The sequence below is a fragment of the Mesorhizobium sp. M0800 genome (assembly GCF_040320095.1).
Lineage (GTDB): Bacteria > Pseudomonadota > Alphaproteobacteria > Rhizobiales > Rhizobiaceae > Mesorhizobium.
Genome location: NZ_JAMYOZ010000033.1, coordinates 1 through 13,797, shown reverse-complemented (window position 1 = coordinate 13,797; position 13,797 = coordinate 1). Strand labels below are relative to the sequence as shown.

The following is a 13,797-nucleotide window of genomic DNA, read 5'->3' as shown; positions in this document are numbered from 1 at the left end:
TGCGATCGAATTTGCACCTCGCCTTGGATCGACTGACTCAAGCCATCGCCGCCGGGTTCATCCACACGATTTCCCAAACATAACCGTCTGGATCTTCAATGTGGCGGTTGTACATGAAGCCAAGATCTTGTGCCGGGTTGGGATCGGCGCGGCCGCCCGCCGCAACGGCGCTGGTCAGCGTTGCATCGACAGCGTCGCGGTCATCGACAGTGAGGACGATCATGGCCTGGCTGTCGCGCCGTGCGTCGCCAATTGGGCGTTTGGTGAATTCGCTATAGTGGTCGTGGGTGAGCAGCATCACTCCGATCGCGTCGGAGAACATGAGCGAGGTGGCTTTCTCGCCCGAAAACTGCGGGTTCACGGTGCCGCCTAGCGCCACGTAGAACGCTGTCGACGCTGACAGGTCACGGACAGGCAGGTTCACAATCATCATTTTGGCCATTACTTTCTCTCTCTTCGGGAACAGCGCGCGCTACCCTAGCGCCTTGCCACAATGTGGATATACATCATGTATAGTGAAATCAAGCGACATTTTGTCGAGGGATTGGAGGTGCCCTTCTGGCTCGCGCGGCGTTCTGCGTGAAATAGGATACGGCGAGCGCAGTGAGGCCGACTAGGGCTGGCCCGAAGCCAAAATCGCCGGCATTGAGGTGGGCGGAGAGGGCAAGCAGCAGGTGATAGAAAACTCCCGCGTAGGCCAGGTTGGAGAGCGCGATCTTAAATCGCGAAAAGATGGCCAGAACACCTAGGGGCTTGACGACAATGAGGAGCGGGACGAGATAGGCGGGATAACCGAGTGTGCCGAACAGGGCCTGTACCTTAGCAAAATGAGTGAGATAAAAGAACGCGCTTCCAAGATACATGAGGGAGAGAAGCGCCGTGCTGATCCAGTAGGCCCATTTGCTTTTGTTGCGTGACATGGATGTTCCCATGAATGCCGTGAGATCAAATTTGAACCGGATGGATTTCTCCGTGGGGCCGCTCATCTCTTTTGCTGCAACTCTTTTGCTGCAACGGGCCGCCGAAAAATTCCGCCCCGCTTGCTACGTCAGCTAAGATCGGCGTCGTTGATATCCGGGCTGAGCAGCCGATCCGACACTGCCCGCCTCGCCCGCTAAGGGAGCTGTCGCACGCTTGTGCCCGGGCCATGTCTGAACGCCCGGCAGGAGCCGCTCGAAGGTGATGAAATGCAGCACCAGCCAGACGAGAATGTCGCGTAACCACCGCGCTGAGCGTCCGCCCATCACGAACAGGATTGGGTTGTCGTTGGCGTCAAGAGGAAACAATGCGGCGAACCGGCCGACCGCAATCGCCTGGGCGAAGGTGGAGAAACTGAACGGCCGAATGGGCCTGCCGGTGACACGGGCCACGGCCTGCTCCGCGGCGTAGACGCCGGATACTGCGGCCGTCAGGGCGGATGGTCGAAATGGAGCCCCGGTTGACCCGTTAGGATGGGCGCTATCGCCAACCGCCAGGATGGAGGGATGGGAAACAGACCGCAGGTCCGTGCCGACCACCACGCGATCCTGAGCATCGACTTCGAGTCCGCCTTGTCTGGCGATCAAGGGCGCGCGCATGCCCGCCGCCCAAATGCAGATGTCGTGCCGGAAGCGGCGTCCGTTCGCTGTGACCACCTCGCTCGCTTTGATCTCGCTGACGCGCTCATCATCGACAAGTGCGACGCCCAGTCTCGCCAGGTCGCGCCTGAGTACGGCTTGGACCTTCTCGCTCGTGAAATCTCCGGCACGCGTTCCGCTCACGAGCGTCACGTCCATGTCAGGCCATGTCGATTTGACCTCGCCAGCCGCCTCGATCGAAAGCGGCCCACCGCCGACGGCGAGCACGCGGGCAGGCCCTCCGGCAAGCTGGTGCAGGGCAGCTCGCAGTGCTGCGGCAGAGCGTGGACCGTCGCCGGGGTCCAGCCGAAAGCTGTGCTGCGACGCGCCAGGCGCGTTGTCGGTGTCGACATGCGACCCCAGCGCATAGATAAGTTGGGTAAAGCCGACTTCGCGCACTGATCCTTTGGCCTCTATGTTGATCCTGTTCCGAACCGGGTCGAGCGAGAGCACGCGCGCGCGAATGAACTCGACGGGAGTTCTCGCCACATAAGTGGAGATGGACGCGATGCGCGGCTTGACCGCAGCGACCATCGATTCCTGCAGCCGCACACGCTCTACGAACTGCTCCTCGGCGTTGATCAACGCGACGCGGAGGCCAAGCCGGCGTCGTCCCAGACGAAGAGCGGCCATCAGTCCCGCATAGCCAGCGCCCAACACGACGATGTCATAGGTTTCACACGTTGAGGTCGGCGACGAAGACATGACGGGCTTCCTTGGGTGGGTCTCAGCTCTTGCACATTCGATCTTCAGGCGTAGCGGCCCGCGGCCATGGTCACAGCCGCGATCGCGAGCAGAATGGCCGCGCCTCGCTGGGCGACGGCGACGCGTGATAGCGCGCTTGTGTTGTCGCCGCTCCCGGGTCTGCGCAATAGCCGCAGCCGCCACCGATAACCGCCGCCTGGATCCCGAGGGCAAGAATTGCCGCCACGGCGCCGGCCGCCAGCAATTTGCTCCATGGTTCCGAAGGAACCTTCGTGCAGCACGTGCCAAAGGTAGGCGCCGGCGCCGATTGCGAATACGGCCGCAAGCAGTTGCGGAACGAAGAGCTGTTCGCTGCCATGGCCCGCCATCCGCGCCAACGCGAATGTGGAGCCGGCCCAGAACGTGGCGGCAAGAATATGGACCGATATGGCTATAATCAGCGCCAGTTGCATGACATTAATCCTGTGAACGTCACGCAATTAGATATACAGCATGTTTAATGAAATTCAAGAGGTGAAGATGTGTCGAGACGTTCCTATGTCAGCGTGGCGCGGGCTGAGGCGGCCACCGAAAAAAAGGAACGGGTGATTCAGGCCGCTGCCCGTTTCCTTCGCGAAGCGGATAGCATCACGGCTTTCTCGCTGGAGGCGGTCGCAAAGGCTGCCGATGTGACGCGTCTTACGGTCTATAACCAGTTCGGATCGCGGCGCGGATTGCTCGAGGCCGTTTTTGACGACATCGCACGACGAGGACGACTCGTGCGACTCAACGACGTGATGGCAGAGGCGGACCCCTGGAAAGGTCTCGACTGGTTGATCGCGGTCTTCTGTGACTTCTGGGGCAGCGATCCAGCCGTGGCCCGGCTCCATGACGCAATGGCGATCGATCAGGAATTTGCCCAAGCACTTCTCGAACGCAACGAACGTCGGAGACAGTCAATTGAAGAGCTGGTTGCACGAATAGCAGGCGAACAGGTGCCGCCTGCCGACCGACGCGATGCCGTGGATTTCATATTCGCACTTACCAGTTGCGCGATGTTTCGGATGCTCGCCGGGGCGAGGCCCGTCGCTGCTGTCTGCGCCATCATTACAGACGCCGCTAGGGCGGCCATCATCAGGATTGAGCCCGCGAATTCCGACGCAAAGTGATCGGGACCTCGTGGCCCTAATCAATCAGTAGATCTGAGCGAACAGAAGAGCTGGTGACGAGTGTGATCCCGTAGTTCATAGCTATGAGATCGAATAGGCTCGCTCGAGAAACATCATGGACATCCACTCGCGGTTCTGAGCCTTGCCGGCCCAGCTTCTTGTCAAGCAGTCATGAAGCTCCGGACCGGCTCGACTGACCAAAAATGTTTCATTCTGAAAGAAAGTCGAACTGATCGGCATGTTTTCGCTGCCATTTCGCATTTCTACAATGCGACGCAGCTTCGCCGAGCTAGCATTCCAGCATCAACAAGGGTCTGCCAATGATGTTCATCGTCAACCTTCTCGCTCGGGCCGAGACCGTCGATCACGTCCGTGACATCCTCATCGATCTCACGCGGCAGACATCCGCTGAGTCGGGCGCGGTGTCGTATCAGGCCGCTCAGAGCACATCCGACACCACGCATTTTTATGTCGTGGAACAATACCGCGATCATGCGGCTTGGGAGTCTCATATGGCCTCTCCCTATGTGCGCAATGCGCTATCCGTGTTCAATGACCTACTTAGAGAGCCGCCTGCGGCAGCCGCGTTGGTGGTTTTTGCCGAATACGTAGCTGCGCCAGGGGACAGTCACGCGATCTAAGCGTGTTCGCCATTTAGCTGTCGACCACACAACTGGATTGGCTCTTCATACAACTTACGACGGACGGAAAGGATTTCCGATGGCTGAAGTGGCAGTTCTAGGACTTGGAGCGATGGGGTCGCGCATGGCCGCGAATCTGCTCAAGGCAGGGCACCGCTTGACGGTGTGGAACCGGTCAAAGGGGGCGGCGGATTCGCTCATCTCCACAGGAGCACGTCTCGCCGGCACGCCGCGAGAGGCCGCGGCAGAAGCAGATTTCGTGATCGCCATGGTTCGAGACGATATCGCATCACGGAAAATATGGCTCGACGAGGACACGGGAGCATTTGGTATGCTCAAGGCGGGCGCGGTGGCGATCGAGAGCTCGACACTGACGCCGGTTTGGATCCGCGAGCTCGCCAAAGCCGTATCGGCTCGGGGCGTCGCCTTCCTTGAGGCACCGGTGGCAGGCGGGCGCCCCCAGGCGGAGGCGGCCCAGCTGATCTATCTCGTCGGCGGCGAGAAGGACGTCCTTGCGCGAACAGAACCGCTGCTCAAAGCCATGGGGACGGCAGTACATCACGCTGGGCCGGTCGGGGCAGGCGCCATGGTGAAGCTCTCCATCAACGCTCTTCTCGCTATCCAAGTTGGCGCAATGGCCGAAATCATTGGCCTGCTGCAACGGCTGGGCGCCGATGTCGATCGAGCCGTCGAGATTATTGGCACGACGCCCGCCAGCAGCCCAGCGGCGAAAACGATGGCAACCTCCATGCGCGCGGGCACGTTCGCACCGTTGTTTCCAGTAGAACTCGTGGACAAAGACCTTGGATATGTAATCGCTATGGCGGGCGCGGGCTCTTCAAAGCATATGCCTCTGACTACTGCGGCCCGCGAGGTTTTCCAGCATGGGATTGATCGCGGCATGGCCGATGATAACATAACCGGCATCGTGCGCCTGTACACTGAGCCAACATAGTCTGTGTATGCGATGGGCGACTGCAGAACTGACGTAACAAATAAGTCGTGGATAAAGAGGCTTGGATGCTGAGTATATCCTATCGCCCGATCGAATCGATAGGTCACGTGGTTGATCGCTACTGGTCAAGTGAGACCAATCCTGGCGAAAACATCGAATTCATGCCGTTCTGGCCAAGCCCAGGCGGAGCTGAGATATTCTTTCACGTCGCACCAGGCTTTCTGCTCAACGGGAAGCAGCCGCCGCAGGCCCATGTTTTGTGCTGCCGCAGCCAGCCCATTCACCCGGAGGCCGCGCCGGGATTTCACTTTTTTGCTGTCCGCATACGTGCGGGCATGGCAGAACATCTCCTGGGAGTACCTGTTTCCGAACTTGCAGACAGATTTGTTCCTCTCGAGGTGATCTGGGGACAAGAGGCAACGGGTCTGACGGAGCAAATCGTAACCACGGCGCTTGACAGCACGCGGGTCCGCCTGCTGAACCATTTTCTGCAGCAACGTCTCAATCCCCGACCAGAGCGGCGCATCGATGCCGCCTTCCGACTTCTCGAGACGGGAACATCGTCGATCTCCAAAATCTGCGATCTTGTGGGGCTGAGCGAGAGACAGCTTGAGAGCCGTTTCAGGAGAGCGACGGCAAATTCGCCGGTCCGCTTTCGCCAACTTGCGCGGTTGAGACGAACTATCAAAGCGATATTGCAAGATCCGAACGAGAAATTTACGCAGCTTGTCGATGAGGCCTACTTTGATCAATCGCAGGCCGTTCATGAGTTCCGCCGTTTTACAGGTTTGACACCAACGGAATTTCGCGAGCTGGCGAGACGGTCCGCTCACTTCTACGAGTTGAAATCGCCGGCTTTGACTCGCCGAAAGTCAGTAGTCGGTTGAACCGGCCGAGTAACGCGGCGGAAGCTCCGTTGCTCTGGAACCACTGCAAAGCCGGCCGAAACGATCAACCCCGAAAACTTTGTTCAATGTGAGGGTTTGAATCGCTGGAGCGCTATCGTCAATAGGAGCGCGTCGAGCCTATCCTCTGAGCGCGACCGCAGCTCTAACCCCTGCCGCTTTGGCCACTCCGCGGGAACTCCACCCTTCAGGATGATCTGATCCATTTAGAAAGGCGCTCGAGCACGTAATCTGGCCGAAGGGAAATCGCTCGATATCGACGTCCGTTGTCGCGCCAGTAACTTTGAGCGAGGCGCGTTTGGTGGGACAAAAACATTGAAAAATATTAGAACGGATTTGAATGCAGCGTGGTCCCACCGGATTCTAACTTGTTGATTACGCTCGTTTTCCAAACATCCTCCGGGCCCACCATTGGCTTTTGTGGCCGTTGATTTAATTGGATTTTTTGGCCATTTTTGTCCCACCTCTTTCAACCCCCTCAGAAAGTGGGACAATTTTGTTCTCTTTTCGATCGATAACCAGCAGGTATTTCGCCGCTCTCGCTACCTTCCGGCGACGCGCTTTCTTGATGTAGTGGTCGGGCTGCTGGTACGTAGTCCACCCATATATCGCCTTCAGCTGCTCGTGCGTCGCGCCGTTCTCAGCGGCGATCGTCGCGCCGGCCTTGCGAATTCCATGAGCACTGCAGTGCGGCAGCTCAGCTTGATCACACCACTGGCGCATCTTGTTGCCCAGACCGTTCTCCGAGAACGGGCGACCATACTCATTGACCAGGAAGGTCATCTGGTCGGAGGGCGTGTGCTCAAGTTCCGCCTCTAGTTCGGGCAGAAGCGGGAGCTCCACCAACACCGCATCCTTGTTACGACTGGTCTTCCCAGGCTTAATTCTGATCCACTTCTCCCACTGCTCGGTCTCCTCGTTGTAGACGAGCGTGATGTGCTGTCGACCGAAGATCGCGACGTCGGACAACCGCAGGCCAGTAAACATGAAGATCGAGAGCGCACGTCTGGCTGCGGTACCCAGCGGATGCCGCTTCTCATATTGAACGATCTCCGACACGTCCCATGGGTGCCAGCCGTCGCCGCTCTTTAGCCGTCTGATGCCGCGGGCGGGATTGGAGTCGACGCCCGGAATCTCTGTGTCCTTTGCCCACTCAAACATCGCGCTGATGGCTTTTACGATATTGTTTGCCGCGCCAAGGGCGTCGAGCCTGGTGTCCCTGATCTCCTTAACATGAGACCGTTTCATACCGGCGAATGGCAGAGATCCCTTGGTGGGATACTGAGGATCCGGGTCACCTTCGAGGGGATGAGGTAATTCGCATACGCGCTCCAGAATTGCTCGTCGGCGCGCCATAGTGTCTTGGGTGATTTCCGTGCCGCCCCGACGGTAATACTCCTGGCAAAGCCACAGCAACGTGCCTTTCTTCGCTGGCTCGGAAGGCTTGGGGAGGCGCCGGCAAATCTCGGGAAGAGTGCCGGGCCGAACATAAGTGACCTCGGCGCGCGCGCACCGCAGTTCCTCGAGGAACTCGTCGCTGCCGGTCGGTTCACGGAGCCGGACCTTCTTCCGACCCGGTGCGCGAAAATAGTACCGATCATTGCCGTGGCGATCAGTGTCCTTCACTACGCCCTTAAGATCGATTTTCACGGGCTCATCCGTCATGTTCGTGGTTTTCGATCCCAAGGATTGTCTAGTGGCGGCGAATCTTCGTCAAGCTTTGGTGCTCCTCCGATTTGGCGGTGAGGGAGCTTTCGAAAGGCCAATACAAGTTCCTCGACGTCCCAAACAATGCGCCCCTTGCTCGGCATTCGTGGCTGGGGCATCCGGCCGTCCTGGACCATTTCATCAAAGGTCGTTGAGCTTACGCCGATGAACGTCGCAGCCTGCTCGCGATTGATTCCTACCGGCGGGAGCGAGGGCGGCAAGACGCTCGGGGTGCGTAGCATCGGTTTAGCGCGTTGAAAGCGCGTTTTTGACGCCTGCCTGTCTTCCTATGTACCCGTCCGAATATTGCAGACGCTCAATCATGTCCTAGCCCTGTGCTTGCAGGCTCACCCCAGGTCTCCAGACCTCAGGATCGCTCAAGACACCGGACTCTTTTCCAGCCTTTGTGTACGATGATGGGTATCTTAATGCGCTCGAGGCCAAGAGCTGAATGGTCGGCGACTTGGAAGGGCAAAATGACCGTGGAACCACGAATCTGAGTCAGAGGCGGAATCCAACTGAGGAAAGTATGGCTGTGTTTTCAGACGGTTATGACTCTCATGCAAGCGTAACAACCAACAAGAATACCAACAAAATGTTTCTGTGGTTACTTTCATTCCTCATGGAATGCGCGACTGATTTGGTCCGACAGCGGCTTCACAAAATAAGAAAGCGCCGTACGCTCGCCCGTCTGGATCATCGCTTCGGCCGGCATGCCGGGCACGAGCGTCAGGTCCTTGAGCTTCGTCAGTTCCGCATGCGGAACCGACAGACGCACCAGGTAATACGAAACGCCGTTTTTTTCGTCCGTCGCCAGATCGGCTGCGATCCGGCTGACATATCCGTTCAATACCGGCGTGGTCCTCAGATTGAAGGCTGACATCCGCAGCACGGCCTTGTGACCAAGCTGGATTTGGTCGATGTCCTTCGGGGTGATTCGTGCTTCAAGCGCAAGATCGTCGCCTTCCGGCACGATTAGCATAATCGGATCGGCGGGCGTGATCACTCCTCCGACCGTATGAACTGCGAGTTGTTGAACGGCGCCTGACTGCGGCGCGACAATATCGATCCGTCGCAGTTCCTGTTCAGCCGCCACCTTGCGCTCAACATACTCCCCAACCTGCGCCTGAACCTCTCTGAGCTCCTGGCCGACTTCCGTCTTGAAATCCGGATCGATCTGCAGGATCTGCAGGCGCGTTTCGGCTATGCGGGCTGCCGTCTGTGCCTGATGTGCAATCTTCTCACCGCGTTCGCCGCCGAAAGTGGCAACCTGCGTCTTCAGACTGTTCAAGCGTTGGTCCGAGACAATGCCTTGGTCGCGCAGCCCACTCAGGGCAGCAATTTCCTTTTGGAGGATCTCGGTGCTTTTCTCAGAAGCGATTGCCTGCGCCTTGAGCCCCTCGATCTCGTGCTCATATTGAGTGATGCGTTCCGCTAGCTGCGCCTGCCTTCCGTCGCGGGATTGTCTGCGGAATTCGAACAGCCGCGTCTCGCCATGTACTGCCGAAGCTACGTCCGGAACATCTCTGCGGGCGAGCAGCCAGTCCGGGAAGGCGATCTCCGCCAGATCGTCACGCTCAGCTTCGAGTCGTGCCAGGTTGGCGGCCAGCTCATCGAGCCGCTTGGTGACTACAGCGAGAGTGGCGCGCGTCTGGGTGGCGTCGAGCCGCATGAGGATGTCGCCGGCTTTGACTTTATCACCTTCGCTCACCAGGATTTCTCCCACCACCCCGCCGGTCGGGTGCTGCACCTTCTTCACATAGGAATCGACGACAAAGTGTCCGGACGCGACAACCGCGCCGGAGAGATTCGTGAAGGCCGCCCAGGCTCCGGCTCCTCCCACAAAGATCACGCTCGCCAGCAGGCCCGCCACCAGGTGCCGGCGAATGGACCTGGAAACGTCATTGTTCTGATGAATGCCGGACACCGGGATCCTCCATGTCAGCGCGCTCGTTATCCTGTGTAGACTCGATGGCCTTGACCCCAGCGCCTGATGCCATCGCTGCCCCCTTAAGGACTTTGGAAAGCGCCTCATCACGCGCACCGAATGCTCGCTGCCGTCCACCTTCCATCACCAACACCAAATCCACGGCGCGGATGGCGCTCGGCCGATGGGCAACGACAACCGCAATGCCCTTGCGCTCGCGCACGGAGGCGATCGCCTTGACAACCGCAGCCTCGCCTTCCGCATCGAGATTGGCATTGGGTTCATCCAGCACAACAAGGAAAGGGTCTCGATAAAGAGCACGGGCAAGACCGATACGCTGGCGCTGCCCGGCGGAAAGTGCCGATCCGGCCTCACCAATCGGAGTTTCGTAGCCGTGCTCAAATCGGAGGATCAGTTCGTGCGTGCCCGCTGCTTTCGCCGCGGTGACAATAGCCTCAGGGTCAGGATTATCTTCAAAACGAGCGATGTTTTCGGCAATGGTGCCGTCGAATAGTTCAACACCTTGCGGCAAATAGCCGATATGACGGCCTAGCGCTTCCCGGTCCCATTGATCGAGGCTTGCGCTGTCGATGCGAACCTTTCCGGCGACCGGCGCCCATGCGCCGACGATGGCGCGCGAGAGTGTCGACTTGCCCGAACCCGATGCACCGATGATCCCGAGTGCGCTTCCCGCCTGAACGGCAAACGCAAGGCCGGTCACGGTCGGCTTCCTTTCGCCGGGCGGAACGATTGTCACGCCTTCGAGGCGGAGTTCGCGTTCAGGTGCAGGCATTGGCATAACAGGAGCGGTTTCAGGAACCTTTCCCAAGAGGTCCTCCAGCCGCGCCCAACCCTGGCGCGCCATGAGGAAGGGTTTCCAGCTTGAAATGGCCAGATCGACCGGAGCCAGCGCACGCCCCATCGTGATCGAACTGGCAATCATGACCCCGGCCGTAGTCTCCTGCCTGATGACAAGGTACGCGCCGACGGCAAGAATGGCCGATTGCAGCAGCACGCGCAGCGACTTTGAAATGCCACCCAGCCCACCTGCCACGTCCCCGACTTTCCGGTTGGCGGCCAGATACTTGGCATTGGCCTTGTGCCATCGGGCAGCGATCCGCTTTGCGAGACCGAGAGCTTGCACGACCTCGGCATTGCGGCGCGCTGCTTCCAGTAGACCATTGCGTACCATGTTGTGGTCAATGGTATCGCGTATCGGCCGTTGCGAGAGAGTGTTGGTAAGGAGTGTCAGAGATGTGAGACCGATCGCCCCGATAAGTGCCGTCATGCCGATCCAGAAATGAAAGAGGAAGCAAATGCCAAGATAAATCAGCATCCATGGCAGATCGAAGAACGCTGTCGGGCCGTTTCCACCTAAGAATCCGCGAACATTGTCGAGATCGCGTAGCGGCTGCAAGCCGTCGCCCGGCATGGGCGTTAAAAGCGGAAGGCGAACGATCGCATCGTGAACGCGTCCGGAAAACTGTTCATCGAAACGCTCGCCAATCCGCAGCAGCACGCGCGCGCGCAAAATGTCGAGCAGGCACTGGAACGCATAAAGCCCTGTAGCAAGCACGACGAGCCCCACTAGCGTCGATACGCTGCCACTTGCCAGAACGCGGTCGTAGACCTGAAGCATGAACACCGGCGAGATCAGCGCAAGCACGTTCACCACGCCGCTGATCAACAGAATTCCCCAAATAGCGGAAGTCAGAGGGAAAGGTCTCAAAGCTGAATCCTTCAAGGAATGGTTACTCACGTAGGTCTCCGTGAGGATCTGGCGACCCAGCTCCCTATATTGCTCCCCGAGCGGCGACCGACTGCATCCGCTCGCTGATTCAGGATCAGTGCTCCCGCCGAATATGTTTGGTTTGGCATCTAATGGAGCGGGTCAACAACAACACCGTCCGGCTGAAGGTTTGGAAGGGCAACGTCATCGTGGCCGGCCGCAAGGGCCCGAACAGGCTTCCGCCTCCACGCCTTCAGGGAGATTTCGGTGTACGACCAGCGCGACGTGCAGGGCTTCGTCAAGCTGTACACGCTGCGACTGCTCCCGGGCGCCCCGGCCCATCGCAAGTAGCGGAAACGGAAAGCGCCCGCCCAGGGGGGCGGGGCGCTGTTCCGTATGGGTTTTCTGGATCAAACGAAGGTGAAGTCCGACGCGGTCAGGCCTAGGTCGGCCACGGTGACCACACCGCCCAGGTGGACGAACTCATGCGCGCTGTTGTCGGCGGTGACATAGGCCAGAGTTGCGACTCTGTCGGTGTAGCTGCTTTGGTAGACAATGATGTCGCCGGCGTGCTCGCCGGAGATCGCACTCGCGGCTTCAGAAGCAGAGTTGAAAGATTCGCCAGTGATCACCACGACGTGTTCGCCGTTCGCACCCGAGGCCGCACCACTGTAGAAGCTGCTCACCGGGTAGCCGGACTGTATGCTGGCGTTGTTGACGAAGTTCGCGCCAAAACCGTCGTTGTAGAGGCCCACCGCATCGAAGGCGAACTTGTCCTCCGCCGGGTTGAAATCGGTGATAGTGGAAATGTCCGGCTTCGACCCGACACTCGGGACGACCCCAGGCACCGGATTGTGGAACTGGAACACGAACGTGTCACTGTCGGTGCCCCCGGTCAACGTGTCCTGGCCGTCACCCACGTAGACGACATCCTGGCCGGGACCGCCGCTGAGCCTGTCATTGTCCTCACCGGAGATGCGCGCGTTGAAGCGGCCGTTGTCGCCGGAGAGATCGTCCCAGCCATCTCCGCCGAAGATGCGGTCGTTACCCTCGCCGCCGAGGGCTCGGTCACTGCCCGCGCCAGCCGAGATCTCGTCGTTGCCGCCACGACCGTCAATCCAGTCATTGCCCCCGAAACCCTCCATCCAATCTTCAAGCTTGGTGCCGAGGAGTGTTTCGGAACCCGGGCCACCCTCGATAATGTTTGCCATCGAAAATACTCCTAATGATGCACCCTGCCTGACGCGTTTCATATTCCTCATCGGATAATTAGAGAAATCGATTGCTTGGATAGACACACATTTACGAAATGGATGCACTCACGTTCACTTCCTTCTGCTGAGCAGTTGCGGGCTCGCAGGCGGCGGGGACGCTGGTCGCCGATGCAATCGATGAAGATTCGACACTCAAACCGGGACTAGACTAGGACGAACTTCGTAACGGGGCCGTCCTGGTTGGGCCCCAAACTTCTCTCTGTTGCTCGACGCCGGCATACCCGCACCGTGAGCGCTGGACGAGGACAAGTTCCGCTGGCGGAGAACGGCGTGATCGGCTTGCCGCGCCGAAACTGATGGCGCTCGTCGAAGGCATGGACTGGACGCGCGTTCGAGCCGAACGGCGACGGCGTCCGGCCGGAAGGCGGTGGCGAAGTGACTCAGGCGCAAAAGGCGGGCTTCAGGCCGTGTAAAACAAGCTCCTGTCGGCGTCATGACGAGAAGCGCTTCGGCCCGTCCCCACGAAATCGATCCGCTCAAGGCGATGTTCGTCGCCATGGCGGCGGAGAAGGCCGAACTGCAACAACTCCGGAGCGAAACACTCAAGGCCGAGATCGTCCGGATGGCGACACTCAACGAGCGTGCCCAGGAGAGGATCGCCGACCTTCATGGGATCGTCAAGCAGCTGGAGCGCGCCGCTTCGGTCGCAGCTCCGAGAAGCTCGAACGTGCCCAGCAGGCCTTCGCCTTCGAAATCCAGACCGGGCTCGGCGCGATTGAGTCCGAGCTCGAGGCCGCAAGACCGACAGGCGAGCCGCGACGTGCTGCGCGACCGCGCAAGGCGTTCCCGGCGCATCTGGAGCGGGTCGAGATCGTCATCCAGCCCGAGCCATGGGGGAAGAAGCGCTCCCGCAGCCAATCGTCCAGTCCGTCAAACGCGGTCGGCCGCACAGGCTTGCGAAACGGAACAGTCCCGCCCTCGCTTAGATACCGAGGCACCGTGTTGCGCGCGCACCCGAATTCTTTCGCCCGTCGGTTCCCCAGCCAAGCTCATGCAGCGGCAGCATCGCTGCCACCTCTTCAGGCTGAAGGATCTGCTCTCCCTGCATCGTTCTCGACAATGCAGGAATCGCCCAATCCCAATCGCCATCCATATGTGGACGGCGCCCTGCCTGCAACGGTTGTTTTGCGTCGTTTTCGATCGCTTGCGTCCATATGTCCGGCCTTTGAGCACGGTCCTTGCGGCCGCTG

13 protein-coding genes and 2 pseudogenes are annotated in these 13,797 nt (G+C 59.3%); 5 read left to right on the top strand and 10 right to left on the bottom strand.

The features are described 5' to 3' along the window. Positions 1-37: 37 nt before the first annotated feature. The 4 genes from NKI18_RS27825 to NKI18_RS27810 form a co-directional block, all read right to left on the bottom strand. Positions 38-442, bottom strand: coding sequence for a VOC family protein (locus tag NKI18_RS27825; protein WP_352914128.1), 405 nt, complete (start codon positions 440-442; stop codon positions 38-40). 79 nt (positions 443-521) lie between these two features. Further along, positions 522-986: a DoxX family protein gene (locus tag NKI18_RS27820; RefSeq protein WP_502900776.1), complete on the bottom strand. Its 465-nt coding sequence runs from the start codon at positions 984-986 to the stop codon at positions 522-524. Between the two features lie 66 nt (positions 987-1,052). Continuing rightward, on the bottom strand, positions 1,053-2,321 hold the full coding sequence (locus NKI18_RS27815) for an NAD(P)/FAD-dependent oxidoreductase (protein ID WP_353017904.1): 1,269 nt from the start codon (positions 2,319-2,321) through the stop codon (positions 1,053-1,055). A 44-nt stretch (positions 2,322-2,365) separates the two neighbouring features. Then, positions 2,366-2,773 carry a hypothetical protein gene (locus tag NKI18_RS27810; RefSeq protein ID WP_353017902.1) on the bottom strand — a complete coding sequence of 136 codons (408 nt, stop codon included), beginning with the start codon at positions 2,771-2,773 and terminating at the stop codon, positions 2,366-2,368. A gap of 69 nt (positions 2,774-2,842) precedes the next feature. On the opposite strand from NKI18_RS27810, the gene NKI18_RS27805 reads away from it, so the two are divergent. From NKI18_RS27805 to NKI18_RS27790, 4 genes are all read left to right on the top strand, one after another. Next, on the top strand, positions 2,843-3,469 hold the full coding sequence (locus NKI18_RS27805) for a TetR/AcrR family transcriptional regulator (RefSeq protein WP_353021266.1): 627 nt from the start codon (positions 2,843-2,845) through the stop codon (positions 3,467-3,469). Between the two features lie 320 nt (positions 3,470-3,789). Further along, the gene (locus NKI18_RS27800; protein ID WP_352914139.1) at positions 3,790-4,110 is read left to right on the top strand and encodes a putative quinol monooxygenase; all 321 of its coding nucleotides are present in this window, start codon (positions 3,790-3,792) and stop codon (positions 4,108-4,110) included. Positions 4,111-4,189: 79 nt separating this feature from the next. Further along, complete coding sequence (locus tag NKI18_RS27795) at positions 4,190-5,065, top strand: NAD(P)-dependent oxidoreductase (protein WP_353021262.1); 876 nt, start codon at positions 4,190-4,192, stop codon at positions 5,063-5,065. Positions 5,066-5,130: 65 nt separating this feature from the next. Continuing rightward, positions 5,131-5,952, top strand: coding sequence for a helix-turn-helix domain-containing protein (locus tag NKI18_RS27790; RefSeq protein ID WP_352914144.1), 822 nt, complete (start codon positions 5,131-5,133; stop codon positions 5,950-5,952). Between the two features lie 450 nt (positions 5,953-6,402). On the opposite strand, the gene NKI18_RS27785 is transcribed toward NKI18_RS27790, so the two are convergent. The 5 genes from NKI18_RS27785 to NKI18_RS27765 form a co-directional block, all read right to left on the bottom strand. Continuing rightward, complete coding sequence (locus NKI18_RS27785; RefSeq protein ID WP_352457555.1) at positions 6,403-7,620, bottom strand: tyrosine-type recombinase/integrase; 1,218 nt, start codon at positions 7,618-7,620, stop codon at positions 6,403-6,405. Between the two features lie 670 nt (positions 7,621-8,290). After that, entirely contained in the window at positions 8,291-9,604 is a 1,314-nt protein-coding gene (locus NKI18_RS27780; RefSeq protein WP_353021259.1) for an HlyD family type I secretion periplasmic adaptor subunit, read from the bottom strand. Next, complete coding sequence (locus NKI18_RS27775; protein ID WP_353021325.1) at positions 9,579-11,348, bottom strand: type I secretion system permease/ATPase; 1,770 nt, start codon at positions 11,346-11,348, stop codon at positions 9,579-9,581. The genes NKI18_RS27780 and NKI18_RS27775 overlap by 26 nt, the downstream gene beginning before the upstream one ends. 395 nt (positions 11,349-11,743) lie before the next feature. Further along, positions 11,744-12,544 (bottom strand): calcium-binding protein, encoded by an 801-nt coding sequence (locus NKI18_RS27770; RefSeq protein WP_023678272.1) that lies wholly within the window; start codon positions 12,542-12,544, stop codon positions 11,744-11,746. A gap of 463 nt (positions 12,545-13,007) precedes the next feature. After that, positions 13,008-13,217, bottom strand: a complete 210-nt coding sequence (locus tag NKI18_RS27765) for a hypothetical protein (protein WP_023678271.1) — start codon at positions 13,215-13,217, stop codon at positions 13,008-13,010. A gap of 35 nt (positions 13,218-13,252) precedes the next feature. Here NKI18_RS27765 and NKI18_RS27760 point away from each other — a divergent pair. Next, positions 13,253-13,408, top strand: a pseudogene (locus NKI18_RS27760) (hypothetical protein); the annotation flags it as partial. A gap of 29 nt (positions 13,409-13,437) precedes the next feature. On the opposite strand, the pseudogene NKI18_RS27755 reads toward NKI18_RS27760, so the two are convergent. Beyond that, positions 13,438-13,700, bottom strand: a pseudogene (locus tag NKI18_RS27755) (hypothetical protein); the annotation flags it as partial. Between the last annotated feature and the right edge of the window lie 97 nt (positions 13,701-13,797).

What these genes read in the sequence shown, in the direction of transcription:
- NKI18_RS27765 (WP_023678271.1), bottom strand. Translation starts at nt 13,217, where the DNA reads ATGAAGGTCGGCGATCCTCTCCTGGGCACGCTCGTTGAGTGTCGCCAT.
- NKI18_RS27795 (WP_353021262.1), top strand. Translation starts at nt 4,190, where the DNA reads ATGGCTGAAGTGGCAGTTCTAGGACTTGGAGCGATGGGGTCGCGCATG.
- NKI18_RS27770 (WP_023678272.1), bottom strand. Translation starts at nt 12,544, where the DNA reads ATGGCAAACATTATCGAGGGTGGCCCGGGTTCCGAAACACTCCTCGGC.
- NKI18_RS27810 (WP_353017902.1), bottom strand. Translation starts at nt 2,773, where the DNA reads ATGCAACTGGCGCTGATTATAGCCATATCGGTCCATATTCTTGCCGCC.
- NKI18_RS27800 (WP_352914139.1), top strand. Translation starts at nt 3,790, where the DNA reads ATGATGTTCATCGTCAACCTTCTCGCTCGGGCCGAGACCGTCGATCAC.
- NKI18_RS27825 (WP_352914128.1), bottom strand. Translation starts at nt 442, where the DNA reads ATGGCCAAAATGATGATTGTGAACCTGCCTGTCCGTGACCTGTCAGCG.
- NKI18_RS27820 (WP_502900776.1), bottom strand. Translation starts at nt 986, where the DNA reads ATGAGCGGCCCCACGGAGAAATCCATCCGGTTCAAATTTGATCTCACG.
- NKI18_RS27790 (WP_352914144.1), top strand. Translation starts at nt 5,131, where the DNA reads ATGCTGAGTATATCCTATCGCCCGATCGAATCGATAGGTCACGTGGTT.
- NKI18_RS27815 (WP_353017904.1), bottom strand. Translation starts at nt 2,321, where the DNA reads ATGTCTTCGTCGCCGACCTCAACGTGTGAAACCTATGACATCGTCGTG.